A 22,325-nucleotide genomic window follows, 5' to 3' on the forward strand; every position below is an offset into this window, starting at 1 on the left:
TGTAAGAAAAGCATATGCTGATTTGATAATTCAAAATTAATGAATCTCCTAACATCATCATTAATCAAACAATCTGCATTATCTATCACAATAAAATTATTGCGGCCTGTTTTATTGCTTCTAAAAAGTCATCTGATTTGTAATTAAATAATTTGATAGCATTGTATTCCTCTGTAAGTCTTATATCTTTCAACAATCCATAAAGAAATGTCTTACCCGTACCACTATCTCCACCAATAAGAGTAATTCTATCATCAAATTCCAAATTGTATGAAAATGGATCTGCTTTAATTATAATACCTTTATAAATCATATACATCCCCTTTCATACTCCATCGGACACTATAATTTTATGCTGTAACAACTACATCAGATTTATTAAATCAACTTTGTGCATCATCTGTGATATTAGAAATCTCAGTATACACATTTTAATAATATTATGAGTAAAATCAAACATTATATTATTATCATAACATATTCTTTAAATAATTTCTCAAACGATTGACATATCTACATATATTTCAGCTTAATAAAGCATAATGATATCTCTGGTACTATCAAAACGGGGATCATATAGATATCACAATAAAAGAAAAATCCCCATAAATGGCTTGTTTGTACCATTTATGGGGAAAAGTCCATCGCCTTGCGGCGAAAGACTATACTATCGACTCAACCATTTATATACCGCATATCGGTCAGTGGTAACCTTTCTTTGTATCTTCATACAAGCAGACGCAAAAAGGAATGTCAATAGGGTTCCATTAAAAAAAGTTCTATTCAAACTCTTTTTCGGGTTTGCTTTTTCATGTTACTTAATTGTTATTGCGTTTCAAAACCGTATCATTTTGATACGATTTTGTATCTTGTTAATGTGGTTTCAAAGCTGCTGTACCCAAATTGTACCCAAATATTTTCCATCATCTCTGCAACAACAATTTATCTACATTTTCTTTTATTTCAGGTTTTAAAGCCAAATACTTTTTATATTTAGCCTGTGTTTTATTAATTTCTTTAGTTGTTGCTCCCATTTTCTTTCCTAATGTGACTATATCTGTACTTGACAGATTCTCAAAAACTTTATTTATAGCAATATTTGAAAAATACATTTGTGAATAAAAATTAAAGTTATAAAAATGCTCAAATCTAAATTTAAATAACTCAACTTGTTGGTTAAAATCACTACGTTTGCTATTTTGTTTAAGAAATTGTTCTGCCTCAGGATATACCTTCAAGAAAGCAATCACACTCTCATATATTGCAATATCTCCATATCTATTAATAACCATATCCTTATAATCATTATTAGAATTTATAACGTTAATAATAAATCCTTGATTATGAATTTTTTGAATATTTTTATTACAGAACTCTACGTTATCAACAATAAAATTAACAAATTGCTTTTTATATAATTCATCATCTATTACCTGCATACATAAAACAAGCATATTCATTACATTAATTCTTTCAATATTATTGCTAAATGCTTTTTCCAATTTTTTCAAAAGAAACTCAACAATTTCTTGGTATTTGCTCTCATTTTTCTGCTTAAACATAGCCAATGTTAATTCAAAAATTTCCGAATCTACATCAAATGTTCTCCATGCATCATATATTTCTTCAACACTCGACATTCTTGTAAAAATATATTGTGAATAAAAATATTCAAAAAATGAACGATGAAAAAATTTAAAACAATCCTCACCAGAAGCTGGGACAAAAAGTTCAGTTCGATCAGAACAAAATATTAAAAACTGGTCAATTGCCAACTCCGTTTGATTTTCTGAAACATATTTTGTCTTATAAATCTGAGTTAATCGTTCTTTTATTATATCCTTACTCACATCACTATTATTAGGCAAGCAAAGATTTGCTAATTCCATGAATGTATTATCTTTCATTAATGTTGAAATAAGTGCCCAATCGTACTTTTCTTGTGATTTTTCTTTCTCTCGCTTATTTGAAATATACTCAAAACACTTTTGATATAACTCCAACTTATTTTCTGGTAATTCTCTTTCTGCCTTATATATATTAATCAAAAGAGATAATACTAAAAAACTGTTTAAAAAACCTTTATCAACCAATATCTGTGTTTGCTGTAAAAAAGATTCTCTATCACTTTTGTCAAATTTACCTAATTTAATAATATTATCAACATATGTTTGTATTTGAACCCTATCCAATGGTTCTATTTCAAACACTTCAATATTCTTTTCTGGTAAAAAACCTCTTGCTCTCGATGTAATACACACTTTATTATTAGGATTTTGATTTTTAAAATAATGAATCACATGACTATGCAATTCTTGCCTTCTCTCTTTATCTACTTCATCCAATGCATCAAGTAATATAATGCATCTCCCTCTCTTTAAATAATAATTTATTAATTCTTTAGATACCCTAGAATCTTCAATAAGCGTCTCTCTTTTCATACTATTCTGTAAAAAATCGACGACTGACATAGGATTACTTGTATTATTTATAAAGAAATTCTTCAATTCACCATAAATAACCATATATTCATCAGCATCAACAATATTTAACTTTTCATATTCCCCAATCAATTTCTTCATAAATAAGGATTTTCCGTAACCGGCTCCCCCTGTAACATATACTATGTTACTTCTTTCAAAAATATACTTCCAATCATCAAAATCAACTTCATTAGGTAATTTTTCTTGCATACTGATTCTATACATTGGATTATTTCGTATATATCTGAAATTTAACCCATGTATCTTTTCTTCCCTCTGCGTAAGAAAGGGTGGAACATAGAATTCATTAATATCAAATTTATCCAATAAATATATATGTGCCATTCTATGATTATCTTTCAGAATTTTAATATAGTATTCTTTATCATCTAAATACTTATCATCAGTATAAACCACCTCAGATTGAATACTTTGTCTCAAAATAGACTCAATTTCATCTAGCTTTGATATAACCCCATTTCCTAATAAATTCATTTTGTTATTGACAAAGTATATCATTGCAGCTTCTTCGTGACCTAATTGCTCAAAAATATAATTACTGCTTAATGAGAACATTTCCGAAAAAAAGGATTCTATCAACTGTTTTTCAGGTATCGTAAGTACATTTGCATCTATATATCTTTTCTGGAGATTATCTGACAAAAAATCAATAATCTCTGACTCTTCCAAATATTTGCTTTTTCCTTTTTTATTTATGCCATTATTGGATAATTTTACTTCTAATTTTCCAGTAATAACATAAGTAATATAATTATTTATAGTATCAATAATCAATGGACTTTTAAGAAAATCTAAAAGTATACCTGAATCGCACAACAACTCATACTTTTTATCTATCTTTTCAAAAACATATTTTTCTACATCTTTTTTTTCGAAATTTACTTTCCTATATTTCAATTGGCCTAATCCATACTTTCCTATATCACAAATAATCGATGCTACTATACTACACAATACACTTTCAACAGTTGGATTCATTTGAATATTCCTCTCTTTCTCTCATGTTCATTTTACATTTTATAATAAATATAAATTTGTTCTTGCATTTTCATATCAAAAAATTTACACAAATATCCTCGTAATATCCTGATACCGATTTACCACTCGGTAAATCTCCACTGCTTCTTTAACAACCTTATACAGCACAACATAATCTTGCCACACCACATACTTATAATCCGTCTTAAAAACTTACACGCTTAGACAGGTCTGCACCAATGTAAGGGAACTGCTGTATATTCTCAAACTGACGGTAAATCTCCTGCACTGTTTCCAATGCTTTATCTGCATTATCCTCAGCAATAAAATCCTTAATAGATTTCAAGTTCCTTTGCTACTAACGGATTAATCCGTAACTTCATCATGCTCTATTCTCCAACCATTGCCTTTAATTCATCCAATGACAATCAACCTTTTTCATCCTTGACAGCCGCCTCTGCCTCTTGTAGTTTTTCTAAAAGCTTCTTTTCTGCTTTATCACGCTCATAATCTTCTATATCCATTACCACAAATCTTCCCCTTCCGTTTTTCGTAAGGAAAACAGGCTCTCCCACCTGACAATTCTTCAACACTTCATTGTAATTTCTCAAATCAGATACCGGTAATATATTTGGCATAGTTACCATCCTTTCAAAATCAATACTATATTCTATCTTTTATTATAGCCAAAACGCTGTAAAAATCAACGAAGTTTTTTACAGCGTTTCCCTTATTTGCAGTGTCTGATTAAATCGATAACCAACTCCCCAGACCGTTTGAATGTAAACTGGCTTACTTGGGTTATCTTCTATCTTTGCCCGTATGTTACGAATATGGCTCATAACAATGTTGTAATCGCCGAAATATGGTTCTTTCCAAACACCATCATATATCTGTTCTTTGCTGAATACTATCCCAGCATTTTGAGCCAACAACAATAAAATTTCAAATTCTGTAAATGTTAAAATGATTTCTTCCTGTTGCTTTTTCACCAATCGTTTTGTGATATTTATTTCCAAATCCGAAAGGGAATGACATTAAATACTACCGCTTCCTGCGATGAATATGAGGTAATTCTATCCCTCAATTCAGCAAAAGATCCTTTAAATTTAACAACAATCGCAAATAGTAGAATAATATATGCCCACCAAATCACTTTTTCTACTTGATTTTTATTCATAGTAATTTCTCCCGAAAAATCACATTCTATTTTTCAAGTAGCATTGCGCAAGTGCCTCTAACAGATTGTCATCAGCGTATATCTTATCATAATCGCTAATAGAAAGAGTCGTAATCTGCTCTCCACTCCAGAGACTCGCCTCACTTTTCTCATAAGTTTGGCGGTCCACCTTTTCTCCAATAATCTCTTTTACATAACCTGTGTTTTCATCTCGTATAATATCCGAAACATTGACATAATACTCAACATTAAATGTGGCGTCTGCATACTCTTCCTCAACATAATTATAAATAGCATGTAACATTTCAATATTAGCATTCGACGAGGTACAGGTCAAGGTATCCAAATCCCATACATCCATTTTAGACATGTGATCATTTACATTATCAATCATATCTGTCTCGCTATTATATGTTGTAAAATCATATATATAATAATAATCGCAATAAACCATACCCTTTCGTTCTACATAGCTGAAAGGTTTATTATATCCGTAGAAATCATCTATCGTTTCTGCACCCGGCGTCAGAAGTACCGCTTCTCCATTTTTATAAGTGTATAAGTAATTTCGCAAATTACATCTATCATCATAATCCAAATCAGTACATCCGTGACTAAATAACATTTCTGGAATTTCATCATCATTCAGATATATAAAACAGACATTTGCATAGTAACGTTCGGGATTTTCATAATAGGTACTATTTTCTCTATAATACTCCCTCAAAATATCCTCATAAGCTTTTAACCATTGCTGGGATAAGATTTCATCATCTACTTTTACATCGGAATCCAAGGTTATAATTCTTTCTCTTTCCACATATTCTATATAAGGCCAATCACTTCTTATCCCACGCTCTATCTCATCCTCTATTCTTTGTCTACAATAATCAACTTTTATTTGAAAATCAATTAGCTCTAAAAGCTGTTCATCGCTCAATTCATCATTCGGAAAATAAAAAGTACAATTATTAACACAAAACGCTATATCTTCCCCACTATATTCACTCTCCTTTTGAATGATAGGCATTGTGTTCTCCGGCTGCTTTTCTCCGCTTTTATAAAGCATTTTCAGAACTTTTCTTCTTCCCAATTCATCAAAGGATAACTCTCTATTGTAAAAGCTAGTCTCCGTATTGGCAGAACTATAATTTATGTATAATTCATCAACCTCCTGCATGGTCATTTGTTCTAAAGCATTCAAATAGTACAAAGGGTTGCTCGCTTTCACATATGCCTCATAATCAACATATCGTCCCAGCAGATTAAATACCACAAGCTGAAGGATTTCTTCGTCCGTCATTTCCTGCATAGGAAGGTTTAAGATACCCTCTTCTTTAGAAAACGCAATTCCCTCTCCATTGTATTCATCTTTTGAAGAAATAACAGCAACTTCTCCCTCCGGCTCTGCCATATCTCTACAATACAAATCATATAATTCGCTAAAACGTCTCTCCTCATCTGCAGACATAGATCTGGACATATATTTACTATCATACTGGAAGATATTCTCATACAAATCAATAACTTCTTCAGCTTCCATGTTTCTTATTTTTTCTAAATGACTTATATAGGCTTTTACAGATAAAAAAGTACCACCCGATAACAATACAACTGCCCCGAATACAACTGCAATTTTAGCAAGAGCATTCACATTTTTCCATTTAGAAATTTTCACAATATTTTTATCTGTTTCTTTTTCCATTTTAATTTGTTTAATAGCATTCTGATATCCTTCCCATACAACATCAGGCACCTGCACATTATCACTAATTTTTTTGTATTCATCTATTTTCATAAGCAAACCTCCAACTAATCCATTGCTCTTACCGTAAGAATCTGTTCCAGTTGCTTCCGCCCTCTGACCATTCTACTACGGACATTCACTTCTGTTATATGTAGCATCCTTGCAATTTCTTTGGTAGAAAACCCATCCACATAATACAGTTCCATAACAATCTGGTACTTTCCATTTAAATTACTTAATATTTTTCTCCATTCATTGGTAAAGTAATGATCCTCATGTATAAGTTCCGGAAACTCTTCAAGTGGAACAACCTTTTTTCTTTCTTTCAAAATATCTTTGCATTGATTTATTAGTATTCTAGTGAGCCACGTTCCAAAATACTCTTCGCTTTTCAGTTGTCCAATTTTTTGCCAGCATTTAAGAACCGTTTCCTGTATTGCATCTGCAGCATCTTCTTCATTATGCAGCATAGAAATTGCAACACGATACATTCTTTGTAATTGTGGCTGTATAAGCTGTTCAAACGCATCCGGATTCTTATTTTTAGCATCTTCAATAAGACTCATCGCCCTCTCCTTTCCAAACTTGATAAGCACTAAAATATAATTCATATCAAGTTCTTTGTTTCTGTCTATTAGACACTTGAAACATGCATTATGTGACAAATAAATCAATTTATAATTACCAAAATTTTCAACAAATAAATTTTCACTACTTTATCCCTTATCAGCAGAGTTTTTCCACCTCAAAGCAGATTTTTTATATTTTTAAGTAACCAGACATGATATCGTTTGCAGTTATAATGGTAAATCAAATCACTAATTTGTAAAATATTCTCTCATGGACTTTTTTCGTCAAAACATATTCTCTGACGGACTTTTTTTCTTTAAGTACAATTAATCCATACTTAAACCAATAAATATGTCTCTACAAACACTGTCGGCGTCATCAGGTAACATTGTGGCAATACTGGCACATTGTGTGTTAAAAACTTTCTGTGCGATTAATTCTATAACCAACCCACAAATTACGGAAGTAACACCACTGGTGTATTTTCACTAATTTGCACCAGTTTTTGGTGCTTCATATAATTGGGATAATTTTTGAAAATAAAAAGAAATGTGATAATAGAAAATACCTATGACACTTCTGTTTAGTACTTATTAATATCTGTGGTACTATCAAAACAGGTATCATATAGGTATCACGATAAAAGAAAAAGCCCCATAAATGGCTTGTTTACGCCATTTATGAAGCTCTGTTTACTATTCAAACTCGGCAAGTTGTTTATTTAACTTAAATTGTTTTGTTTAAGTTTTATTCAAAATCTGCCGGTATTTTACTTTATTTACAAATTTTATTTTGGCTTACTGATTTTCTGTTGCCAAAGTGTTGCCATGACTTATTATACCAAGTTTGTCAAATAAAGCAACTCTCTCTAACAAGAAATCAAGCAGACACACCAGAAACTGATTCTTTATGTCAATCAATCGTTTTCATTCCAATAACTATTGTCCCTGACAAACTATCTGCACTATTACTGCTTAAGAAACTCTTGGAAACCTGCTCATATGTAATATGCTGATCATTCGTAAGCACTATAAATTGTGTACCATGCGCTGCGTTGGGATCCTTTCCTGTCAAGACAATGTAATACTCAAAAAACATATCACCATCGACAACATATCCTCCGTCAACTTCCTCATACACCACACCCAGATTTTCATCTTCTTTTGAAATTCCCGGAGCCATTCGACTTTGTGAATCTGTATTATTATGTTGCAAATCGTCTACAATACCACTGCTTTGTACAATTGTTATAGCACTGCCATTTGTTTCATATGATCGAATGATATTTATGTTCTCATCTGTCATCTCAGTCAATTCTACCTCCAATCTCAAGGGATTTTCCCTAATGGCGGAGGTAACTACAAATGGTAATTTCCCAGCAACCATATCTGCCGAAATTCTCTCCTGCAATGTTTCAACATATGCCCTTGATGGTGTTTCATTTGATTGTGTGAATTCCATGATAGTCTTCAATTCCATATACCCTGTATCGTAGCCACAATCAAGGATGCACTCCCGCCATAGAGGTGCATCATCATATGCATAAACATAGGTAAATAAAAACTTTCCATCCGATGTCGGTTCTAAAACAGGCTGTCCATCCGGTGCACCTGAATAAAACCAGGGAACATATGCAAAGTTCCAATGATCCTCTCCTTCTTTTTTATCATTCAGGAGTAAACCAAAAGCGCCATATTCTGCGCTCATAATGCCATAGACTTCATATTCATCAGTATCATCGTTTGCCATTTTTATTAATACATCCGCATCCTCCTTAAATTCCACAGTATTATTCCAGGAATATGCATTTTCCAAACCGACTCTGCTAACAACTTCTGATAAGACATTATGGTAAATCGAATTTGTTTCTTCAAATATTGTATGGTATGACGACTGAATATCCATCGCATATCCCAGTTCCCCAATTGTTGTATCGTTTACCAGACAATAAAATTTGATATCACCATCTTTTTCATATGGAGCACGCTTTCCGTCAAAAACAACTTGATCTGAATACTTATCCCTATATAAGTCATAACCATCCAAATTGTACGGTTCCCTCCACATCTGATTATCCGCCACAGAATAAACATACATCATATTACTAGATACCGGACTTAATAAAACCTTTGAGCCATCTTCTGTGGCAACTATTTCACATGCATTATCACCTTGCGTATCATTGCACCCTATAGGAGCCAAATCAACACTTCGAATGATTTGGCTTTTTGTTACATCATATACAAACAAACCATAGTAACCGCCAAAGATGAACATACTTTCATCTGCATAATACATAGTACTTCCATCTGCTCCGGTAGTAGCTGACAAATCGATGGTCGGTACACTTACCTCTATTATATCCTGCAAAGGCGCAATTTCCGCAGTAGTGTCCTTATCTGCTGCAATTCGAACCTCCACATCTTTTACAGTCACATGAACTGTTTTTTCTTCTGCTGTATCATTACTTGCATAAATACCTACTTGAAACCATGCTCCTTTCTCAACCTCCATTTTGGCAGGCATTCCCGGCGTCGCATACACAGGCTCATCATAGGCATTTTCTTCCTTTACCTCAACACCCTTCAGTTGGATTGCGGTATCTCCGACATCCTGTCCTACTAAAAAGGAAACCGTTTTCCCTTTCGGCGATATCTCCTCATCTGCAAAAACAAGTGCCCCTTCACACTCTGCCGGAATATGAAATGTTATTTCATATGTATTATTTTGAGGGTTTGTTAAAAATAATACAGAAGTCACCAAAATTGAAATGACCGCTACTGCAATAATCCAAAATGTAGGTTTTTTATAATTCAAAATAGATTTTATTCTTTCCTTTACTCCTACTTCACCAAAAGCAAGCGGACACGCCAATACATGTTTTTCTGATTCACTAAACGAAAGAAGAACTTTGGAATAAATCTTCTTCTGCTTTGCATCCATATCTTTGATCACTTTCTCATCACATGCCAGTTCTATATCTCTGCAAAAAAGAATATATGCCAACCAGCATAGCGGATTAAACCAGTACACTGAAAGTAAGCCAAAACCAAGCGGCTTCCAAAAATGATCCAAGCGTTTTAAATGTGCTCGCTCATGGGCTATTACACTTTCCTTTTGTTCTTCATTCATTCGGGAAGGTAAATATATACGTGGCTTGATTATTCCAAAAATAAAAGGAGAATCTATCCGGTCACAGATATATATGTTTTCCGTTGTACGTATAGACAGTTTCACTCTTCTCCATATCTTCAAGCAGCTTCCCAAAGCGTATACCGCCAGGATAACAACGCCACCCAACCAAATGATTGAAAAAATATGGAGAGGATCCGTGTTTTTCTTTTCTACTGTTACCACTTCATGATCATAGCTTTCCGCATATCCCTTTACATAACGATCAGAACCCGTCGTTTTCGATAGAACATTTGGCATTCCTACATAGTTATCCATGCTCACAACTTCTGCATCCGGAGCCAGACTAAATTTGCTTTCAATAGAAAACGGACATACAAGCCTTATTGCTACCAACGCCCATAAGAGGCATTTGATCGACTTTGGAGATTTATTAAGTATAAAGCGAAGCAACAAAACTACAGTTATAAGAATTGATGCCTGAATACTTAAATTAAGCAATTTTATAAATATACCTTCCATACCTACTCCTCCTCAAAGGAATCTATCATCTGCCTGATTTCATCTATTTCAGCTTTGCTTAGTTTTTTACGTGTAGTAAACGCTGCTAAAAAGGCTGGCAAGGAACCCTCAAATGTGTCTTCCACAAATTTCTCACTTTGAGCGGCACCAAACTCAGCTTTTGTCATAAGTGATGATACGATTCCATTTTCATTCTTAAAGATTCCACGTTCACATAGACGCTTAAGCATTGTATACGTAGTTGATTTTTTCCACTCCAACTCTTTTTCACATATCTTAACAAGTTCGCCGGATGGAATGGGTTCATGGTTCCATATAATATCGGCAAACTGTGATTCAACATTTCCAAGCTTCAATTCTACCATAGCAACCTCCTTTGGTCTAACAGTATTAGACCTCTTATTGATATAAGTCTAATATCGTTAGACCATATTGTCAAGTATAATTTCATCATTGTCTTATTTATAATCAAATTGTTCAAATCATATTTTTTAAAAACAGTTTAGTCTATTCGCTATAACAAAGCTTCTTTCGGAAGAAATTGGTGTTTACCCTGCCAGATACAGTCAGATAACCAAGTTTCTGCAATTCTGTATTCAGCTCTCTTACAACCTTATAGGCATAAGACTTTGATACGCCCAGTTCATTTGCAACTTCTTCCACCGTCATAAATGATTTGTTCTCCATACAACCTCCTCCTTTCGTCATTATTTGTTGTTCGCCGTTCTCCCTCACTGGTTCCTAACAGGTTGCCTTGCGTGGTACTTTGTCGTGTTTCCATCCCTTCGTACGCTCGCTTTCGGTCATCGCATATTTTTCCGGATGGTATCTGCTCGGACGGTCATTCAGTTTTAACTTAACTTAATTTGTTTAAGTTTCTGTTTGTATGATACTAAACATTTTCCGTTAAGTCAAGTGGTTTGCAGAAAAACCTTAAACATTTTTATTTAAGTTCTTCTTGCTATCCTCATTAACACATGTTATACTCTACTTAAACATTTCTGTTTTACCTAACAGATAAATGGCAACAACATGACAGGAGGCAATGCCTCTGCTCCAGCAATGGCAGTCGCATTTTCCTTCGGAAAACAAGGAGGCATTACTATGGCAATCGGGCAACGAATTCGATTTTTTCGTAACAGAAAAGGCATGACACAAAAGCAGCTTGGAGAAGTCCTCGGCTTTCTTGGCAAAACTTCTGATGTCCGTATGGCGCAATACGAATCAGAAGCAAGAGTACCCAAGCATGACCTTGTAAAAGAAATGGCTGGTATCTTTGATGTTAGCACTCATGCACTTACCGTACCGGATATAGATACCTACATCGGTCTTATGCACACCTTTTTCGCATTGGAAGATATGTATGGACTGAAAATTGACGAAATGGATGGAGAAGTAGTCTTACGTCTGGATAAGTCCGACTATTCTACCTATTCCTCAATGGATAAAATGCTCCGTGCATGGCTCACCGAAGCTAAGAAGCTGGAGACTGGCGAAAGCACCAAAGAAGAATATGATGACTGGCGTTACAAATATCCTGAACTGGATACACACCAAATCTGGGCTAAGGTTCCTTCACAAGAACTTTTTGATATGTTAGAGAAAGAACTCAAGAATACTAAAAAAGGAGAACAGACATGAAAATTAATATTCCTAACACAGTTCCATCAAAACCATTACCACAAGCATCTTCATCTGATGATAACAACGCTCCTTGGGAACATGACACAACCCGTCAGGAACGGGATCATGTAATAATTGATGAAAAATTAGATACGGAACTTGACTTAGATTAATTTCCACAAAATAAGCATGAAAAAACCTTACCAATTTTCAGTTGTCATATCTGAAAATCAGTAAGGTTTTCTTATGCTCATAAAGTAATCTTATTCATTGAATAAGGAAAAACTGTTGCCAAATCGTTGCCAATACTTAAACATTTTTGTTTGGAAGCCGCATAAATACTGGGTTCTTTTGGCACTCCACCTTATTCAAACTCCAGACAGACAGTATGCCATATAAGTGAAAATCATTGATTTTAAGGCATTTTCAGGAACTATCAACCACTAAAATCTATATGAAAAAAAATAAAAAATGCAATAAAAATGCAATCGAAGTACATCCAGATTTATAGTATAGACCAGCAAACCTCAATATCTTCCCTCTATAGACGTTCAGAAATGAGCGTCTATTTTTGCTTTAAAACATACTGGTACTAAACTTAGAATTATAAAATATATTTTAGGATATTAAAAACAATTTTCACTTTTAAAAAAAATGGTATAATATTTTATAATTTAAAATTAGGAGGCTCTGTATGCAACAAAATTTATTTTTTCCTGTATATAAACAATTAGAAAAAGAGTTAGACGAATTAAGCTATTTTATAACCTTTGACAAGAAACAGTTAAAAACTTATTCAATTAAAATTTCTGAATTACTTTTAAGAACAGTTTCTGAAATAGAAAACATATCTAAAGAGTTGTGCAAACGTGAAAAAATTAAATTCTATGATAAAAATAAACATATCCGCAAAGTGGTATATTTTAACGACTATTTCGAAAAACTTGAAGACTTATTTCTTTTATCAAAAAAATATGTGTCGTTTGACCTAGATAACTGTAATGAAAATATATTTGATGTTAAGCTTGTTCCGTTTAAAAAAGATAAAACATATACGCTAAACGGAAAGACTAAAAGTATCTGGTCTTGGTATTATGCCTATAATAAAATAAAGCATGATAGAGTAAAATTTTTTAGATATGCAAATTTAGAATGTTTAATTAAAGCTTTAGCTGCCTTATTTCTACTCAATATTTATTATTTAAACAAAACATTCTATTCAGAAAATTCCTATGATACAGATTATATACTCGAAAAAATAGAAGGATTTTCAAAAATATTTTCCGTAGATTATACAATGGCAATTTCTGATGATGAAAGAATCTCACCAAATTTAAAAGATACTTTTTTTAACCCTATTGAATTTTTTAGAATAGGTCGTGAATCATCAACATACTTATTGTATTCTGATTATGTAATTAGAACTTCTTCTGACGAAGCTGCTGATATGTTAGATAAATTAGAAGGAAGTGTTCACTTATTTAATTCCGAAACTCACACTTTAAGAAAAAAATATGACAATTATCAATATACAGAACATACAACTCAATGTAAATTAGTTGCAAAACTAAATAGGGAAATAGACGTTCAAAAATGAGCGTCTATTTTTTTACCCCAAAACCAGAAAGGATGTGATACTACGAAGAAATCACCACCGCCGGAGCGTTCCCCTCCACTTCCAAACCAGCACCCGAAACCAACCATCAAACACAACATTCAGAGAGGACAGGTACATCTATATGGAATTAAAATTCGTTATCCCCAACATGGAAAAGACATTTGGCAACTTGGAGTTTGCCGGAGAAGACAAAACAGAGCAGAGAAGAATCAACGGACGCATGGCGATACTCTCCCGTAGCTTCAACCTGTATTCAGATGTACAAAGGGCGGATGATATTGTGGTTATCCTCCCTGCCGAAGCCGGAGAGAAGCATTTTGACTTTGAGGAACGTGTAAAGCTCATCAATCCCCGTATCACCGCAGAGGGCTATAAAATCGGCACAAGGGGCTTTACCAACTACATTTTGCACGCTGACGATATGATAAAAGCGTAAGGAAAAGGAGGACATCAGACTATGAGATTAGCAAACGGAATCGTAATTGACAAGGAAGCAACTTTCGGGGCATTGAAGTTTTCTGCCCTCCGCCGTGAGGTTCACCTCCAGAATGAAGACGGCTCGGTATCAGAAGAAATCAAGGAGCGTACCTATGACTTAAAATCCAGAGGACAGGGGCGTATGATTCAGGTTTCCATTCCTGCCAGCGTGCCATTAAAGGAATTTGATTACAATGCAGAGGTGGAAATCATCAATCCTGTGGCAGACACCGTGGCAACGGCTACCTTTCAGGGGGCAGCGGTGGACTGGTACATCAAGGCGGAGGATATTGTCCTGAAAAAAGTGACTGCAATAAATCCGCAGCCGCCGAAGAAAGACCACCTAACAGCAAAATAACTTGATAAACCTATTGCGTTTTATAAATAATAAAAGTTAAATTCCCCTCTATTTCTATTGGGAAAATTGTTGTTTTAATAAAAAATAAATGGTAGTATTATGTAAATAAATATTTAGATAAGGGGTGTCTATATGAAAAAACTCGTCGGAGAAATGTCGGATTTATTGAATAAAATCGTAAAATTTTCAGATGACTATGCAGACGTCAAAGATATTTTTCTTAATGACTCTACAATGGAGTTGGCAGAGGATGCAATAGGTTCACTTAAATTTTTAAATAATTCTAGGAAAGCACTATCAATTATTAAGTTCAAATATTTCTTAAAAGGACTTAACTATGAAAATGCTGATAAAGAAAGTATTGAAAAACTAATTAGATATGTAGATAATCAATCCAAAGCTGAATTCATTACAAACTCTTTTGACAAAATAATTTCGTCAAATTCAAAATTAGCCTGCTGTGTAATGGGACTAATGTTAAATGATATAGGACAACATAATGATGATATATCACAAGAAGATTTGATAATGTTAAATGCACTTCCTATGCTTAATGATTTCGACATAAAAAACTTTCATTATTTATATAAAATTTCCTCAAAAAATCACAAAAGTAATCATAATATTTCCCCAAAAGATATTAAGGAATGCGTACAATTATACAATATTACTCGTAGAAATTTATATTTAACAATGGGAGTATTAGAAAAATATAACTTGATGGACAAAAACATAGATGTTGATTTAGACATAGACGAGGATAACTTAGACTTTAGCAGCGTAGATTGTGATGAAACATATTATTTCAATTCAATAAGCCAAAAATTATACACTTATAGCAGTATGTTATTTAAAGATTAAAATAACACTTTTTATCTATTATACAAAATTCATATTAAACCATAAAGCAGATAATTCATTTTTATTGAGTTATCTGCTTTTCATATTCTTAAAAAGGAGAACTTTCCCATGAAACAGCTTTTTCCCCGTGGAAAACGTATCCGCCCCACGGATAAAGACCTTGTATTCCATACTGCCCTTGCCGCCCTGTTCCCTGTCTTCCTGCTGGTTGTCCTGCTGTTTCATACAGGACAGATTGCCGGAACCAACTGGCAGGAAGTGTCCCTCTCCCAGATAGTACAGGATGTAAACATCCCTTACCTGTTATTCAGTATGGGCGTAGCAGGGCTGGTGTGTCTTGCAGCCGTTCTTCTGTTCTGGCGATACCGGAGGGATGAAGTAAAGCAGCTCATCCACCGCCAAAAGCTGGCAAGGATGGTATTGGAAAACAAGTGGTATGAATCGGAACAGAGAAAGGAAGACGCTTTTTTCAAGGACTTGTCTTCCAGCCGTTCCAAAGAAACCATCACTTACTTTCCCAAAATCTACTACCGGATGAAACAGGGCTTGCTCCATATCCGTGTAGAAATCACCTTGGGGAAATATCAGGAACAGCTTTTAAACTTGGAGAAAAAGCTGGAAAGCGGCTTGTACTGTGAGCTGACGGATAAGGAATTAAAGGATTCCTATGTGGAGTACACCCTGCTCTATGATACCATTGCCAACCGTATTTCCATTGAGGATGTACAGGCAAAGGACGGCAGGCTCCGGCTCATGGAAAATGTCTGGTGGGAATATGACAAGCTCCCCCATATGCTCATTGCCGGAGGAACCGGCGGCGGAAAGACTTATTTCATCCTGACCCTCATTGAAGCCCTGCTCCGCACTAACGCCGTCCTGTTCGTGTTAGACCCAAAGAACGCCGACCTTGCGGATTTACAGGCGGTTATGCCGGATGTGTACTACAAAAAGGAAGATATACTCGCCTGCATTGACCGTTTCTATGAAGAAATGATGAAACGCAGCGAAGACATGAAGCTCATGGAGAATTACCGGACAGGGGAAAACTACGCTTACTTGGGACTTCCGGCAAATTTCCTTATCTTTGATGAATATGTGGCATTTATGGAAATGCTCGGCACAAAAGAAAATGCCGCCGTCCTCAACAAGTTAAAACAAATCGTTATGCTTGGGCGGCAGGCAGGCTTCTTCCTGATACTCGCCTGCCAGCGTCCGGACGCAAAGTATCTGGGGGACGGAATCCGTGACCAGTTCAATTTCCGTGTGGCTCTAGGGCGGATGTCGGAAATGGGCTATGGGATGATGTTCGGGGAAACCACAAAGGGCTTCTTTCTCAAGCAGATAAAAGGGCGTGGCTATGTGGATGTGGGAACCAGCGTTATCTCGGAGTTTTACACGCCCCTTGTCCCAAAAGGGCATGATTTCCTCAAGGAAATAAAAAAGCTCATAGACAGCAGGCAGGGAGTGCAGGCGGCGTGCGAAGCGAAAGCCGCAGAAACGGACTGACCTGCTGTGGCTGGTGTGCCGCAAGGCACGCCAGCATAAACCCCTCGTATCTAACAGAGGGGTACAAATCGACAGGCAACAACTAAACAACAGGGCAGAATCCCACGGTACACAAGGGATTTTCCCCATATCCGGCGTATGTCAACAAGGCTCCAAAAGTTGACATACGCTTTTTTAGACAGGAGGGATTTTCACTGAATGAAGAAACATGGGTACGGGACATTAAAGAGAAACGGGAAAGTTACGGTATCTCACAACAGAAACTTGCGTTAGCTGCCGGAATCACCCGTCCGTACCTGAGCGACATTGAAACGGGCAAGGCTCACCCATCCGAAGCATTACAGGAAGCCATCACGGAAGCTCTGGAACGCTTCAACCCAGACACTCCCCTTGAAATGCTCTTTGATTATGTGCGGATTCGTTTTCCCACTACGGATGTGAAGCATATCGTGGAAGACGTACTGCGGCTAAAGCTGCCTTACTTTATCCATGAAGACTACGGCTTCTACTCGTACACGGAGCATTACTATCTGGGTGATATTTTCGTTCTGGTATCGCCGGAACTGGAAAAAGGGGTGCTGCTGGAACTGAAAGGGCGTGGCTGCCGCCAGTTTGAAAGCTATCTGCTGGCACAGGAACGGAGCTGGTATGAGTTTTTCATGGATGTTCTCATGGAGGACGGCGTGATGAAGCGGCTTGACCTCGCCATCAATGACAAAACGGGAATCTTGAACATCCCCCATCTGACAGAGAAGTGCCGGAATGAGGAATGTATCTCGGTCTTCCGCAACTTTAAAAGCTACCGCAGCGGCGAACTGGTACGGCGTGAGGAAAAAGAATGTATGGGGAACACCCTGTATATCGGCTCCCTCCAAAGTGAGGTGTACTTCTGCATTTACGAAAAAGACTATGAGCAGTACAAAAAGCATGATATTCCCATTGCAGACGCAGAGGTAAAGAACCGCTTTGAAATCCGGCTGAAAAATGAGCGTGCCTTTTACGCCATCCGTGACCTGTTAGAACATGACAATCCAGAACGGACAGCCTTTCAAATCATCAACCGCTATGTCCGGTTCGTGGACAGGGACGATACGAAGCCCCGTTCTGACTGGCATATCAGTGAGGAATGGGCGTGGTTCATTGGAGAACACAGGGGCAGCATGAAGCTGACAACCAAACCGGAACCCTATTCCTTTGAACGTACCCTGCACTGGCTCTCCCATCAGGTAGCCCCCACATTAAAGCTGGCTCTCCGTCTGGATAAGATGAACCACACCCAGATTGTCCATGACATCATCACCCATGCAAAGCTGACGGAGAAACACGAAAAAATCCTGAAGCAGCAAGCCGCCGCTGCAAAGGAGGTGGTGCTTTAACGGCGGCAATTTTAGAACCTAAGAACTCTTACAGGAAAGAAAGGAGCTTTTATGAATTTCGGACAGAATCTTTACAACTGGTTTTTATCCAACGCCCAGTCCCTTGTACTGCTGGCAATCGTGGTGATTGGACTGTACCTTGGATTTAAGAGGGAATTTTCCAAACTTATCGGCTTTCTGGTGGTGTCCCTTGTAGCGGTCGGTCTGGTCTTCAATGCAGACGGTGTAAAGGACATCTTACTGGAACTGTTCAATAAGATTATCGGTGCATAGGGAACCCATTTTACACTTCCGTTATGGAGCAAGCTCTGATTGCTTCATGGCGGAAGTCCACTAGGGGCTTGGGGAGCGTAACTCCCCAAAAACCTGACAGAGAAAGGACGTGATACTGATTGAGGAAATGAAAATCTACATCCTGAACACCACAAGGTTTTACCATGAAGATTTTGAGGAATATCCTGGAGCATGGTTTTCCTGTCCTGTGGATTTTGAAGAAATCAGGGAACGTCTTGGAGTTCAGAGTGAGGAAGAAATCGAAATTGAAGACTATGAGCTGCCGTTTCCATTGGAGGGAAACACAAGACTCTGGGAAATCAACGCCCTTTGCCGGATGATACAGGAAATGCAGGGAACGCCCCTCTATTATGAAATGGATGTGGTACAAAAGCGGTGGTTTCCCAGCTTTACGGAATTTATCGACCACAAAGACCAGATACACTGCTATCCGGTGCAGGACGGAGAATCCCTCGCCCGTTATCTGGTGCAGGAGGTACAGCTATTTGGAGAAGTGCATCCAGACCTGTTGAACCATATCGACTACGCTTCCATTGGTCGGGAACTGGAAACCAGCGAAAACTACCTGTTTACGGACAATGGTATCTTTTATTACCGCTAAAAGGAGGTGAGTAACTTGGAAGAAATGCGGATTTACATTGCCAACTTAGGCAAATACAATGAGGGCGAACTGGTAGGGGCATGGTTCACGCCGCCTGTAGACTTTGAGGAAGTCAAAGAACGTATCGGTTTGAATGATGAATATGAGGAATACGCCATCCATGACTATGAGCTGCCCTTTGAGATTGACGAATATACCCCCATTGAGGAAATCAACCGCCTGTGTGAAATGGTGGAGGACTTACCGGAATACATTCAGGAGGAACTATCAGAGCTGCAATCCTACTTTGGCAGTATTGAAGAACTCTGTGAGCATGAAGATGATATTCTCTGCCATTCCGGCTGTGATGATATGGCGGATGTGGCTCGCTACTATCTGGAAGAAAGCGGACAGCTTGGCGAACTTCCGGCACACTTACAAAACTATATCGACTATGCAGCCTATGGGCGTGACATGGAATTGGAGGGAACCTTTGTTATCACGAACCACGGCGTATATGAAATCTTACGGTAGCCCCGTCTGTATCTCTTTCAGGAAATACAGGCGGATTTTTTTATTCAGGGGCGGCTTTTGCTGCCCCATCTTTTAGAAAGGACAGACACTATGAAGAAAATACGAAGCTATACCAGTATCTGGTCGGTGGAAAAGGTACTCTATTCCATCAATGATTTTAAGCTGCCATTCCCCATCACGTTCACACAGATGGCATGGTTCGTGGTATCGGTGTTTGCAGTGATGCTCTTGGGGAACCTCCCTCCCCTTTCGTTCATTGACGGGGCATTTTTAAAATATTTCGGCATACCCTTTGCCCTCACTTGGTTCATGTACCAGAAGACCTTTGACGGGAAGAAGCCTTACGGCTTCCTGAAATCCGTACTGGCATATCTGGTACGCCCGAAACTGACCTATGCAGGAAAGCCCGTGAAGCTGGAAAAGGAATATCCGGCACAGCCCATCACGGCAGTAAGGAGTGATATTTATGGCATATCCGATTAAGTATATCGAAAATAACCTTGTGTTCAACCATGACGGGGAGTGCTTTGCTTACTATGAGCTGCTTCCCTACAACTATTCCTTTTTAAGCCCCGAACAGAAATATCAGGTACACGATTCGTTCCGGCAGCTTATCGCCCAGAACAGGGACGGGAAGATTCACGCCCTGCAAATCAGCACCGAATCCAGCATACAGGCAGCACAGGAACGCTCCAAACAGGAAGTGACGGGCAAGTTAAAGGATGTTGCCTGTGCAAAGATTGACGCACAGACCGAAGCCCTGATTTCCATGATAGGGGAAAATCAGGTGGACTATCGCTTTTTTATCGGCTTTAAGCTGCTTGTCAATGAGCAGGAAGTCACCATGAAACAGTTCCGCAGGGAAGCAAAGACCGCCGTTTCCGATTTCCTCCATGAAGTCAACCACAAACTCATGGGGGATTTTGTTTCCATGAGCAATGAAGAAATCTGGCGGTTTCAGAAGATGGAAAAACTGTTAGAGAATAAAATCTCACGCCGCTTCAAAGTCCGGCGGCTTAACAAGGACGATTTTGGCTATCTGATTGAGCATTTATACGGGCAGACCGGAACCGCCTACGAAGATTATGAGTATTACCTGCCGAAAAAGCGGTTTCAGGAGGAAACGCTGGTGAAATACTATGACCTCATCAAACCCACCCGTTGTCTGATAGAGGAAAACCAGCGGTATCTGAAAATCGAACAGGAAGACGGGACGGTTTATGCCGCCTACTTCACCATCAACAGCATTGTGGGGGAACTGGACTTCCCATCCTCGGAAATCTTTTACTATCAACAGCAGCAATTCACTTTTCCCATTGATACCTCTATGAATGTGGAGATTATGACAAACCGGAAAGCCCTCTCCACGGTGCGGAACAAGAAAAAAGAGCTGAAAGATTTGGACAACCACGCATGGCAGAATGACAGTGAAACCAGTACAAACGTGGTGGACGCTTTAGACAGCGTAAATGAGCTGGAATCCACCTTAGACCAGAGCAAGGAATCCATGTACAAACTATCCTACGTAGTGCGTGTGACGGCTCCCGACTTGGAAGAACTGAAACGCCGCTGCAATGAGGTGAAAGATTTTTATGACGATTTGAACGTGAAGCTGGTTCGCCCCTTTGGGGATATGCTGGGGCTGCATGGGGAATTTTTCCCTGCCAGCAAACGGTATCTGAACGATTACATCCAGTATGTCACCAGCGACTTCCTCGCTGGTCTTGGCTTCGGGGCAACCCAGATGTTAGGGGAACCGGAGGGTATTTATATCGGGTACAGCCTTGATACAGGAAGAAACGTGTACTTAAAGCCTGCCCTTGCCAGTCAAGGGGTAAAAGGCTCCGTCACCAACGCCCTTGCTGCCGCTTTTGTAGGCTCCCTCGGCGGTGGAAAATCATTCAGCAACAACATGATTGTCTATTATTCCGTATTATTTGGAGCACAGGCACTCATTGTTGACCCGAAAGCGGGTGCGAAACGTTCCTACTTGAAAAGAGTAGGCACAGCACTTCATTAAATCAATATTTAATGTGTGTTGGAGAACTAAACACACGAATAGTCGAATGACGGGGTAACGCCCTGAAAGGCTACTTTAATACTCCGACTGGCAGAAACTTGAGTAAACAAGGCTCTGTCAGAAGCTCGGTGAAGTCGGCAGACAGACACCGTAACAGATAATGCTGACGAAAGATTCCCAGAGGTGGGCGTTGTGTCCTATATGCCGGAAGTCTATAAAATATCTATGGTTAGAATGTAGATGAGAGGTCTACTGACGAATCCTTGAATGTACAGGTCTATATCGGGGCTGGATAGAAATGTCCAGTGACACAAACAGTGTCGCTACTGTGGGTGAGTAAGACTCCGCATTTATGAAAATCCATATAACGTTAAAGGCGTTATCAAGGTAGCAGGCTTATAGAGGAAACCTAAGGATATATGTACAGATAGTGTGTTTGGAACGT

23 protein-coding genes and 1 pseudogene are annotated in these 22,325 nt (G+C 37.6%); 13 read left to right on the forward strand and 11 right to left on the reverse strand.

What is annotated here, in order from left to right:
* Window positions 1-85: 85 nt before the first annotated feature.
* From DW835_RS18440 to DW835_RS11145, 11 genes are all read right to left on the reverse strand, one after another.
* Window positions 86-313, reverse strand: coding sequence for a hypothetical protein (locus DW835_RS18440; protein ID WP_243037140.1), 228 nt, complete (start codon window positions 311-313; stop codon window positions 86-88).
* 610 nt (window positions 314-923) lie between these two features.
* Entirely contained in the window at window positions 924-3,482 is a 2,559-nt protein-coding gene (locus DW835_RS11105) for an NACHT domain-containing protein (protein ID WP_118731120.1), read from the reverse strand.
* A 205-nt stretch (window positions 3,483-3,687) separates the two neighbouring features.
* Window positions 3,688-3,828 carry a hypothetical protein gene (locus DW835_RS18715; RefSeq protein ID WP_347559376.1) on the reverse strand — a complete coding sequence of 47 codons (141 nt, stop codon included), beginning with the start codon at window positions 3,826-3,828 and terminating at the stop codon, window positions 3,688-3,690.
* Window positions 3,829-3,910: 82 nt separating this feature from the next.
* Window positions 3,911-4,120, reverse strand: coding sequence for a type II toxin-antitoxin system prevent-host-death family antitoxin (locus tag DW835_RS11115; protein WP_118731121.1), 210 nt, complete (start codon window positions 4,118-4,120; stop codon window positions 3,911-3,913).
* A 78-nt stretch (window positions 4,121-4,198) separates the two neighbouring features.
* On the reverse strand, window positions 4,199-4,501 hold the full coding sequence (locus DW835_RS11120; RefSeq protein WP_118731122.1) for a winged helix-turn-helix domain-containing protein: 303 nt from the start codon (window positions 4,499-4,501) through the stop codon (window positions 4,199-4,201).
* A complete protein-coding gene (locus DW835_RS18015) occupies window positions 4,492-4,662 on the reverse strand; it encodes a hypothetical protein (RefSeq protein ID WP_182430304.1) in 171 nt (56 codons plus the stop codon). Before DW835_RS18015 ends, DW835_RS11120 begins: the two co-directional genes overlap by 10 nt.
* Before the next feature lie 19 nt (window positions 4,663-4,681).
* Window positions 4,682-6,460, reverse strand: coding sequence for a hypothetical protein (locus DW835_RS11125; protein WP_118731123.1), 1,779 nt, complete (start codon window positions 6,458-6,460; stop codon window positions 4,682-4,684).
* Between the two features lie 14 nt (window positions 6,461-6,474).
* The gene (locus DW835_RS11130) at window positions 6,475-7,020 is read right to left on the reverse strand and encodes a sigma-70 family RNA polymerase sigma factor (protein WP_118731124.1); all 546 of its coding nucleotides are present in this window, start codon (window positions 7,018-7,020) and stop codon (window positions 6,475-6,477) included.
* Window positions 7,021-7,891: 871 nt separating this feature from the next.
* Window positions 7,892-10,633, reverse strand: a complete 2,742-nt coding sequence (locus tag DW835_RS11135; RefSeq protein ID WP_117467135.1) for a M56 family metallopeptidase — start codon at window positions 10,631-10,633, stop codon at window positions 7,892-7,894.
* Between the two features lie 2 nt (window positions 10,634-10,635).
* The gene (locus DW835_RS11140; protein ID WP_118550078.1) at window positions 10,636-10,998 is read right to left on the reverse strand and encodes a BlaI/MecI/CopY family transcriptional regulator; all 363 of its coding nucleotides are present in this window, start codon (window positions 10,996-10,998) and stop codon (window positions 10,636-10,638) included.
* A gap of 142 nt (window positions 10,999-11,140) precedes the next feature.
* Entirely contained in the window at window positions 11,141-11,320 is a 180-nt protein-coding gene (locus DW835_RS11145) for a DNA-binding protein (protein WP_118550084.1), read from the reverse strand.
* A gap of 417 nt (window positions 11,321-11,737) precedes the next feature.
* Between DW835_RS11145 and DW835_RS11150 the strand changes: the two genes are divergently transcribed.
* The 13 genes and pseudogenes from DW835_RS11150 to DW835_RS11205 form a co-directional block, all read left to right on the forward strand.
* Complete coding sequence (locus DW835_RS11150; protein WP_118550190.1) at window positions 11,738-12,274, forward strand: helix-turn-helix transcriptional regulator; 537 nt, start codon at window positions 11,738-11,740, stop codon at window positions 12,272-12,274.
* Window positions 12,271-12,429, forward strand: coding sequence for a hypothetical protein (locus DW835_RS18020; RefSeq protein ID WP_182430305.1), 159 nt, complete (start codon window positions 12,271-12,273; stop codon window positions 12,427-12,429). The genes DW835_RS11150 and DW835_RS18020 overlap by 4 nt, the downstream gene beginning before the upstream one ends.
* 521 nt (window positions 12,430-12,950) lie before the next feature.
* A complete protein-coding gene (locus DW835_RS11155) occupies window positions 12,951-13,853 on the forward strand; it encodes a hypothetical protein (RefSeq protein WP_118633429.1) in 903 nt (300 codons plus the stop codon).
* Window positions 13,854-13,995: 142 nt separating this feature from the next.
* A complete protein-coding gene (locus DW835_RS11160) occupies window positions 13,996-14,310 on the forward strand; it encodes a YdcP family protein (RefSeq protein ID WP_118633428.1) in 315 nt (104 codons plus the stop codon).
* 21 nt (window positions 14,311-14,331) lie between these two features.
* Complete coding sequence (locus tag DW835_RS11165) at window positions 14,332-14,709, forward strand: YdcP family protein (protein WP_118633427.1); 378 nt, start codon at window positions 14,332-14,334, stop codon at window positions 14,707-14,709.
* A 153-nt stretch (window positions 14,710-14,862) separates the two neighbouring features.
* Window positions 14,863-15,570 (forward strand): hypothetical protein, encoded by a 708-nt coding sequence (locus DW835_RS11170; protein ID WP_182430306.1) that lies wholly within the window; start codon window positions 14,863-14,865, stop codon window positions 15,568-15,570.
* A gap of 108 nt (window positions 15,571-15,678) precedes the next feature.
* Entirely contained in the window at window positions 15,679-17,076 is a 1,398-nt protein-coding gene (locus DW835_RS11175; protein ID WP_118731125.1) for an FtsK/SpoIIIE domain-containing protein, read from the forward strand.
* Window positions 17,077-17,240: 164 nt separating this feature from the next.
* Window positions 17,241-18,452, forward strand: coding sequence for a MobT family relaxase (gene mobT, locus DW835_RS11180; RefSeq protein WP_118731126.1), 1,212 nt, complete (start codon window positions 17,241-17,243; stop codon window positions 18,450-18,452).
* Window positions 18,453-18,503: 51 nt separating this feature from the next.
* The gene (locus tag DW835_RS11185) at window positions 18,504-18,725 is read left to right on the forward strand and encodes a hypothetical protein (protein WP_002570387.1); all 222 of its coding nucleotides are present in this window, start codon (window positions 18,504-18,506) and stop codon (window positions 18,723-18,725) included.
* Between the two features lie 127 nt (window positions 18,726-18,852).
* Window positions 18,853-19,347, forward strand: a complete 495-nt coding sequence (locus DW835_RS11190; RefSeq protein ID WP_118731136.1) for an antirestriction protein ArdA — start codon at window positions 18,853-18,855, stop codon at window positions 19,345-19,347.
* Window positions 19,348-19,362: 15 nt separating this feature from the next.
* Complete coding sequence (locus DW835_RS11195; protein ID WP_118731127.1) at window positions 19,363-19,860, forward strand: antirestriction protein ArdA; 498 nt, start codon at window positions 19,363-19,365, stop codon at window positions 19,858-19,860.
* Window positions 19,861-19,950: 90 nt separating this feature from the next.
* The gene (locus DW835_RS11200; protein WP_118731128.1) at window positions 19,951-20,343 is read left to right on the forward strand and encodes a conjugal transfer protein; all 393 of its coding nucleotides are present in this window, start codon (window positions 19,951-19,953) and stop codon (window positions 20,341-20,343) included.
* Window positions 20,327-21,832 (forward strand): annotated as a pseudogene (locus DW835_RS11205) (ATP-binding protein); the annotation flags it as partial. The gene DW835_RS11200 and the pseudogene DW835_RS11205, both read left to right, overlap by 17 nt.
* Window positions 21,833-22,325: the final 493 nt, after the last annotated feature.

Origin of the sequence: Clostridium sp. AM34-9AC, assembly GCF_003480225.1 — a bacterium.
Lineage (GTDB): Bacteria > Bacillota > Clostridia > Lachnospirales > Lachnospiraceae > Acetatifactor > Acetatifactor acetigignens.